Origin of the sequence: Halolactibacillus halophilus (assembly GCF_900115605.1) — a bacterium.
GTDB lineage: Bacteria > Bacillota > Bacilli > Bacillales > Amphibacillaceae > Halolactibacillus > Halolactibacillus halophilus.
In genome coordinates this window covers 1-4,099 of record NZ_FOXC01000071.1, presented here as the reverse complement: position 1 = coordinate 4,099, position 4,099 = coordinate 1, and the positions used below count along the sequence as shown (strand labels likewise).

At 37.5% G+C, this 4,099-nt stretch carries 6 protein-coding genes and 2 pseudogenes; 7 read left to right on the top strand and 1 reads right to left on the bottom strand.

Annotated features, from left to right (window positions below):
* The 6 genes and pseudogenes from BM098_RS13005 to BM098_RS14020 all read left to right on the top strand — a co-directional run.
* Positions 1-254, top strand: a pseudogene (locus tag BM098_RS13005) (IS4 family transposase); the annotation flags it as partial.
* Positions 255-497: 243 nt separating this feature from the next.
* Positions 498-710 carry a hypothetical protein gene (locus BM098_RS13000; protein ID WP_089834053.1) on the top strand — a complete coding sequence of 71 codons (213 nt, stop codon included), beginning with the start codon at positions 498-500 and terminating at the stop codon, positions 708-710.
* Positions 711-932: 222 nt separating this feature from the next.
* A complete protein-coding gene (locus tag BM098_RS12995; RefSeq protein WP_089834051.1) occupies positions 933-1,238 on the top strand; it encodes a hypothetical protein in 306 nt (101 codons plus the stop codon).
* An 82-nt stretch (positions 1,239-1,320) separates the two neighbouring features.
* A complete protein-coding gene (locus tag BM098_RS12990) occupies positions 1,321-1,506 on the top strand; it encodes a hypothetical protein (protein ID WP_089834049.1) in 186 nt (61 codons plus the stop codon).
* Positions 1,481-1,726, top strand: a complete 246-nt coding sequence (locus BM098_RS14025; RefSeq protein ID WP_407645485.1) for a hypothetical protein — start codon at positions 1,481-1,483, stop codon at positions 1,724-1,726. Before BM098_RS12990 ends, BM098_RS14025 begins: the two co-directional genes overlap by 26 nt.
* 33 nt (positions 1,727-1,759) lie before the next feature.
* The gene (locus tag BM098_RS14020; protein WP_159430202.1) at positions 1,760-2,131 is read left to right on the top strand and encodes a transposase; all 372 of its coding nucleotides are present in this window, start codon (positions 1,760-1,762) and stop codon (positions 2,129-2,131) included.
* On the opposite strand, the gene BM098_RS12980 is transcribed toward BM098_RS14020, so the two are convergent.
* A complete protein-coding gene (locus BM098_RS12980; RefSeq protein ID WP_089834044.1) occupies positions 2,128-3,264 on the bottom strand; it encodes an IS4 family transposase in 1,137 nt (378 codons plus the stop codon). The two genes, BM098_RS14020 and BM098_RS12980, sit on opposite strands and share 4 nt — an antisense overlap.
* A 113-nt stretch (positions 3,265-3,377) precedes the next feature.
* Between BM098_RS12980 and BM098_RS12975 the strand changes: the two are divergent.
* A pseudogene (locus BM098_RS12975) lies at positions 3,378-3,710 on the top strand (transposase); the annotation flags it as partial.
* Positions 3,711-4,099: the final 389 nt, after the last annotated feature.

Below are 4,099 nucleotides of genomic sequence, written 5' to 3'. Positions count from 1 at the left end.
TCACCCTTTCATGGCAAAACCGCTGCCATAATGATGATCGAACACTAGGTGGTATCTTTTATGAATTAAGTGACGAAATTAATGAACTTGATTGGCCTCATGCATTATATCAGCTCTTCGAGCTTCTTGAAGATACCCTTAAACAAACAAATAATAAAATACAAAATATTATCAAAAAGCAACTCCAACAATGGTATGATGCCTTGCCTAGCTACATCAAGGCCTACCTGCCAATTTTGGGGTGCGAAAGTTGAGTTAACTACTAATCAGTTAATATAATATTTCAAAAATGACTATTTATATACTTCAAAGCAGGAGATATTTATATAGAAACTTCAACAATTACACGTTAGGAACCAAGTTAATTTAGGAATCCTAAATTCCCCCTCTTAAAAGCATTAATAAACATTCTATAGAAAGTATCGGGAGCAATTGTTCTATTAGAATATTTCTTCATGCACGATAGACGCAGAAATATTGAGTAAGGAGGCGTTAATTTGGAAAAGCAGAAGAAGAGAATTAATAAAGTAATGCAGTGGTTAGGATTTATTATTGTTATGTTATCAATATTAGTTGATGGAATAATCCTAAACAAAAGTAGTATTGAACGTCTATTTGGCATCTCATACTTTTCTTGGATTGGTTTTATTGTAGGTGCAGGAATTACAATAATCTATACACTTAAAGAGAATATATCAAGGGATAAATAGTTTGAAACAGACGGTTATTTCCTAAAGAGAGAAGGCGCTTTTTTCTTGGTGCTATAATGTTTATCGCATTAAGGCGAGAAGACACCTTCCTCAAGTGCGTTAGCACGAGGTGGGTGATGAATCGCTTGTTTTGAATATTTTTGAAGTGACAAACATATATTCCTAATGGTATAATTAAAGCATTAACAGTGATCGTCACAAAACAAAGAGAAGGTGGGTATCATGGGTATGAAGGCTATTTTTTCAAATCGCTTATATAAGCATAAAATCGACCCTGATTTTGTTATGTCCATGGATCACACCCTCCGGGTGTTTAATCAAGCTAAACATTTTCGCTATCAAGCGGAGGTCCGGGAGCTTAGGGGCGTGAAAGCGAAAAGTTCTGTCTCCATCCATCAACGGTTAAAGCAACGTTACGGATTAAATGATTATTATGCGAATAGCGCTGTTCAAGAAGGACGCGCGCTTCTATCTGCGCAAAAAGAATTGAAGAAGGTGTACATACGTAGTAAAAAAGAACAAATGTAAGCGCCAATTGAACGAGTATATACCTTTTGTGCCATCCTCCATTTACAATAAAGTTAACTTTATTGAAATGGAGGATAATTTTATGACCAATAAACAAGATATTGTACCCGTCACTTTAAAGAGTGAATCGCAGCACCAAATGAACAATAAAAAAACACAGACGAAATCAACCGTTGCTTTTCAAGTAACGAAAGGATCAATGTCACCGTCAAGAACTTTTGAACAATTTTTGCTTGTTAATTTTGAACAGTTTACGTGCTTTAAGTGACCACTTATTTTCTGAGAATCTTCAAAAAGAAACGGACCTTGGTTCAATCAGCTTTTCGCAATTAGGACGTCGATTAAATAAAATTCCAACGGAATTTTTTAGATCTCTTTTTCTTAAGTTAGTTGCCGATATCCAGGTAAAAACGGATTTTAATCATCAACGAAAAGTGACAATGCACCTTAAGGTTATTGATTCAAGTGCGCTACCATTGAATCTCTAAAGATATCCATGGGCGGAGTTTCGACAGATAAAAGTGGGAGCGAAATTACATCTGCGCCTTGTCTTTGTTGAGAAGGGTTGTTCATATCCTGATCAAGTGATTCTTATAAAGACTAAGACGCACGACCGATCGCAACTAGAAGTCTTTGTTGATGATAAATCCTACATGTATGTGTTTGATTGTGGATATTTAGACTACAAAAAATTTGACCAAATGGCTGATGAAGGCTATTACTTTCTTACGCGTCTTCGAAAAAATGCCGTTATTCGTTCGTTAAAGACCATCAAACTGCCTGAAAACTCAGATGCCATTTCTGACGAAATGATTGTTATTGGTTCCACTCAAGCACGATGCGAGAACACTTTTAGATTGATAAAGATTTATGACAACACGCGTGTTGATTAACCATAATTATACAGATTTCCAGTCGCGAGTTTCTGCTGCCATTTCGCTAATTCGCTGATTTCTAAGCGCCATTCTATCGGCAAGGCATCACAAAGAAGCAGGCGTAAGAAGCCTGTGAAGGACAAGGGCTTACAGTAGGCTCCTTTGCTTCCGTGTGTATGTAGGAATTTCAGTAGAACATACGCAATCAATGCAGCGAATAGTTGATTGAATACCGCGTTTTCAGTTGTACCAAATAGAACCGGTACATTTAAGTTCTGTTTTACCCACCGAAAGAAAGATTCGATTGCCCATCGAGATTTATACATGCCGGCCACCTCTTCAGCTGTCACATTCATCAAACTCGTAATGACGCTGAGTACTTGGCCTTCGTAATCCAGAAACTGTACAACGCGATGACGTTGTTTGGTTTGCTTCTGCGGTGTTCCGAGTCTACAAGTGAAATCAGCGATCACGTTGGACCCTTCGGGCCGCCTTCCTTTTAAAGATTTCTTCCGGTTCAGTTGAATATTATCCTTTAAGCGAAAGACGAAGTCTTGCCCATTTTCTAGATAGTCATCGACCTTATCGATGGAGAAATAAGCACGATCACCAACTAAAATGAAACGAGAATCTTCGAGTTCTTTTCCGATAGGGCCATCATGTTTTAAACCGGTCGTTTCGACGACGTGGAGAGGCATGTCGGTTTCATTCGTGAACCCGACATGAAGTTTAATACCAGCACGTTCTCCGTGATATAAAGCCCATGGTAAGCGTGTTTTTCCGACTGTAATTGTCGTGGAGTCAATCGAAAGAAGCGCTTTGGGAAGTTTTAATTTGCGACGGGCCGCACGATTTAACTTACCAATCATCACTTCCATGACACGTTTAACAATCGCATAATTCAGCCCTTTCAAGTGTTTAGACAAAGAAGAATGATCAACTGCCGTCAATCCAACACTTCTGCCAACATCCGCCGCATGACGGAGGCTCTTCCATTCATTTGCCGCAGAATGAACAAGATAAGATAAAATGACAGCAACCGTGCACTTACGTGCCTTTTCCTTGTACTGAAATTCTTCTAGGATTGCTTGAAGTTCTTCTTCTGTAAGAAAGTTTTGAATTAATGTCCTGAGCGTGGTATGCTTGTTCATGAGAGATGCCTCGTTTCGTAAATGTTGGTTTAGTCACTTACATTTTACAAGAGGCGTCTCTTTTTTTCATGTGTTTAGTTTGGAAGTATTCGGTTAATCAACACGCGTGTTATGACAACAAAGATGACATACTGAATCTCATTACTAATCGATTTGACTTAAGTGCTAAACATATCGCGGACATGTATAAATCGTGCTGGACCATCGAACTTTTCTACAAATGGATTAAGCAACATCTGAACATTAAGACTTTCTATGGCAGAAGTGAGCAAGCAGTACATAATCAGATATATGCCGCGCTGATTACTTATTGTTTGTATGTTCTCATTCACCTTGAAACAAATAGTGAAAAGACCTATCTAAGGATTACACGCTCACTAAAAGCGAGTTTATGGAATTCTCCTCATGTGTGGATAAGTGCGATTCAAGGAAAATCAGTGCCGTGAGGCATCTAACCCACTATCTGTCGCTCTGAATTTTAAAATAGTTAAAAAACGGATGATTACTACCTTTATTCAGGTGCTTCCTTTTTTGTCAAAAAAATAATTGGAGGTTGTTCAGCATATTCTAATTATATTTATGCGACGCTAGTGACTTTAGATACATAACTTTAAACTTTGTGAAAAAAGTTCATGCAAAAGGCTTCACTTTTTTCATAAGTCGCGCTATACTATAACTATAATAAAATATCTCGAGTTTGACACTTAATTAAAACAAAAACTCTCTAACCCCTTATTTTACAGGGGTTTAGAGAGTTTTTTCGCTTTTGAAAAAGTGAGTACTATTTTGCTTTTCTGGATAGCTTTAAATTATTTTTCATTTTTTTAATGGTATT